This window comes from Sphingobium sp. ba1, from assembly GCF_000743655.1.
In the GTDB taxonomy this organism is placed as follows: Bacteria; Pseudomonadota; Alphaproteobacteria; order Sphingomonadales; family Sphingomonadaceae; genus Sphingobium.
Map to the genome: position 1 here is coordinate 13,283 of NZ_JPPQ01000070.1, position 3,158 is coordinate 16,440.

4 protein-coding genes and 1 pseudogene are annotated in these 3,158 nt (G+C 66.3%); 1 reads left to right on the forward strand and 4 read right to left on the reverse strand.

All coding sequences use genetic code 11. From position 1 onward, the window contains the following. The 4 genes and pseudogenes from IL54_RS23745 to IL54_RS18945 all read right to left on the reverse strand — a co-directional run. Positions 1–271, reverse strand: a pseudogene (locus IL54_RS23745) (L-dopachrome tautomerase-related protein); the annotation flags it as partial. Next, on the reverse strand, positions 268–1,374 hold the full coding sequence (locus IL54_RS18935) for an NADH:flavin oxidoreductase/NADH oxidase (RefSeq protein ID WP_409592751.1): 1,107 nt from the start codon (positions 1,372–1,374) through the stop codon (positions 268–270). The pseudogene IL54_RS23745 and the gene IL54_RS18935, both read right to left, overlap by 4 nt. After that, positions 1,374–1,832: a VOC family protein gene (locus tag IL54_RS18940; protein WP_037479517.1), complete on the reverse strand. Its 459-nt coding sequence runs from the start codon at positions 1,830–1,832 to the stop codon at positions 1,374–1,376. Before IL54_RS18940 ends, IL54_RS18935 begins: the two co-directional genes overlap by 1 nt. After that, a complete protein-coding gene (locus IL54_RS18945; protein WP_037479462.1) occupies positions 1,832–2,527 on the reverse strand; it encodes a type 1 glutamine amidotransferase domain-containing protein in 696 nt (231 codons plus the stop codon). Before IL54_RS18945 ends, IL54_RS18940 begins: the two co-directional genes overlap by 1 nt. 210 nt (positions 2,528–2,737) lie before the next feature. Between IL54_RS18945 and IL54_RS18950 the strand changes: the two genes are divergently transcribed. Continuing rightward, positions 2,738–3,158 (forward strand): LysR family transcriptional regulator (locus tag IL54_RS18950; RefSeq protein WP_037479519.1); only part of this gene is annotated, 421 nt, incomplete at its 3' end.

The following is a 3,158-nucleotide window of genomic DNA, read 5'->3' on the forward strand; positions in this document are numbered from 1 at the left end:
CCGGATCGGGCCGGTTGGTCGCGGCGTCGGGATAAGGCACCGCCTTGCCGTCGACCAACTCGGCCACCGTGAACGGCGCGTTGTCGCCCCATTGCGGGAAGTTGACAAAAATGCGCCCGTTGGGGGCGACGGTCACGCCAGTCGGCATCGCGCCATCGAAGGTCGCGACCTGTTCGATCTGGGGCGCGGATGCACTCTCGCGGGTCGTCGAGCAGGCGGCGAGCGTTAAAGCCGCGCCCGCGGCAAGAAGCAGTTTGACGGAGATTTTCATGGGATCATTTCCTTGAGAATGCGGCCCGCTTCCTGGGGCTCGGACCGGAGATATTGCGGGGGCGCCTTGACCGATGCGCCAAGCGCGGCGGCGGCGTGCCAGGGCCAGCGCGGATCCCACAGCGCAGCGCGGGCTATCGCTATGGCGTCGGCATGCCGGTCTTCGAGGATGCGCTCCGCCTGATGCGGATCGGTGATCATTCCGACCGCCACGACAGGCATGGCGACCGCGTCCTTGACCGTCCGCGCCAGCGGCACCTGATAGCCGGGGCCGACAGGGATCTGCTGGCGCGGGTCGAGGCCGCCGCCGGAGACGTGGATTGCCGAACAACCGCGCCGCTCCAGCTGCTGTGCAAACAATGCGGTTTCCTCCGCCGTCCAGCCGCCTTCAACCCAGTCGGTCCCGGAAACGCGGACGGTCACCGGGCGGTCGGCCGGAAATGCTTCGCGCACGGCATCGAACACTTCGAGCGGGAACCGCATCCGGTTGTCGAGGCTGCCGCCGTAGTCGTCGCCGCGCCGGTTGGAGATCGGCGAAAGAAACTCGTGGAGCAGATAGCCATGCGCGGCGTGGATCTGGATGGCTTCGATGCCGAGCCTGCCGGCGCGCCGGGCGGCATCCGCGAACGCCTCCCGGATGCGGGCAAGCCCTGACTCGTCCAGTTCGACAGGGGGATGGTCGTCCGGAGCGAATGGGATGGCGCTGGGTGCCACGGTCTGCCAGCCATTCTCCGCATCGGGGGCGATCTGCGTTCCGCCGTGCCACGGCTTGGCGCAGCTCGCCTTGCGGCCGGCATGGGCCAGCTGGATGATAAGCGGCATGTCCGACCAACGGCGCACACTTTCGAGCACGCTTCGCATCGCCGCTTCGGTACGGTCATCGTACAGGCCGACGTCACCGTAGGTGATGCGCCCTTCCGGGCTGACCGCGGTCGCCTCTATCGTCAGCGCGCCCGCGCCCGAGAGCGCCAACTCCCCGAGATGCATCTGGTGCCAGTCGGTCATCGCGCCGTCGACTGCCGAATACTGGCACATCGGCGCGATAACGATGCGGTTGGCGAGCCGCAGCCCGCCAACCTCAATCGTTTCGAACAATTTCGCCATCACCATTCGCCCGTGTTGGGCATGGAGGCCCAGGGTTCGACCGGAGCCTTGTGTTCGCCCTGCTGCAGCAGTTCGATCGAGATCCCGTCCGGAGAGCGGACGAACGCCATGTGCCCGTCGCGCGGGGGGCGATTGATCGTCACGCCGCCCGCCTGCAGCCGCGCGCAGATTTCGTAGATGTCGTCGACCTGATAGGCGAGATGGCCGAAGTTTCGGCCCCCCGTGTATGTCTCGGCAGGGCTGCCGTCCTCGGGCGGCCAGTTGTACGTCAGCTCGACCTCGGCATCGCCCTGCTCGCCGTCGCCGCGGAAATCCTCGTCGGCGGCAAGGTAGATCAGCGTGTAACGCCCGGCCTGGTTCTCCATGCGCCGGGTCTCCTTGAGGCCCAGCAGCGTGAAGAAACGGATCGACGACTCGGGATCGGCGACGCGCAGCATGGTGTGGAGATAGCGCATGATCAGGCGACCTTTTCCTTGAGGGCTTCCATCACGAGTTCCGCGGTGCGCGCCGCGCTGGCGGGGTTCTGACCGGTCACCAGATTGCCGTCGCGTAGGGCGAAGGGGGCAAAATCGGGGCCGCCCTCGTGCTTGCCCCCAAGTTCCTTGAGGCGCGTTTCGAGCAGGAACGGCACCGCCTGATCGAGGCCGACCGCGCGCTCCTCGCTGTCGGTGAAGCCCGCGACACGGCGGCCAGCCACGAGGGGCGTGCCATCGGCCTTCTTCGCCGAGACCAGCCCTGCCGGTCCATGACAGACGGCGGCGACGATCTTGCCTTCGCGGTCGAAGCGTTCGACCAGGCGGGCCAGTTCGTCGCTGCCGGGGTAATCGAACATGGTGCCGTGGCCACCGGGCAGGAACAGCGCGTCGTAGCCGCCGGGATCGATGCTGGTGAACACCGGCGTGCCGACAACCTCGGCCTTCAGGGCCTCGTCCTTCAGATAGCGCTCGACCGAAGCGTCGTTCTCGCCGTCGGCATTGACGCTGCGCTGGTCGACGGGGATGGCGCCGCCCTTGATCGAGGCAAGCGTCACCTCGGCGCCCGCATCGCGGAAGGCATAATACGGGGTGGTAAGTTCCTCGAGCCAGACACCCGTCGGTTCGGTGCCGGGGGTCATGCGGTCGGCGGAGGTGGCCACCATCAGAATGCGGGTCATCGTCAATTGTCCTGTTCCATTGATGTCGGGGACACGAGCAAACGCACCCGGCGCAGCCGCACCCGCCACAAAGACAGCTGTGAGAGCTTTCAGCAGTTGGCGGCGATTTTTCATTCGATCGTGCCTTTCGGCGGCTTAGATACGCCGGGAACGGCATCATGAAATCCAGCGGGAATGGCGGACGGCCATAAATCCGCTTATGGAACCGCAATGTCCCTCCTGCAGTTGCGCACCTTCGTCGAAGTCTACCGCCGTCGTTCACTGAGCGAGGCGGCCCGGGCAATCGGCATTACCCAACCGGCTGCGTCGCAGCACATCGCATCGCTCGAGGCGCAATTGGGCCGTCCCTTGTTTGATCGCCATTCGCGGGGTGTTCGACCAACAGCGATTGCCGACGATCTGGCGGCTTCGATCGGAAGCAGCCTCGACACGGCGGAATCGGCACTGGCCAGCGCGCGGGCCCGATCGTCGCGCATCTCGGGCACGGTCCACATCGCCGCACCGTCGGACCTGCTGGGAGAGATGATCACGCCCCGACTGGCTCCGCTGCTGGAAGCAGGGCTGGACCTGCGCCTGCATATCGGCGGGCGCGAGGCGCTTTATGCCATGCTCCTCGAAGACAGGGTGCATC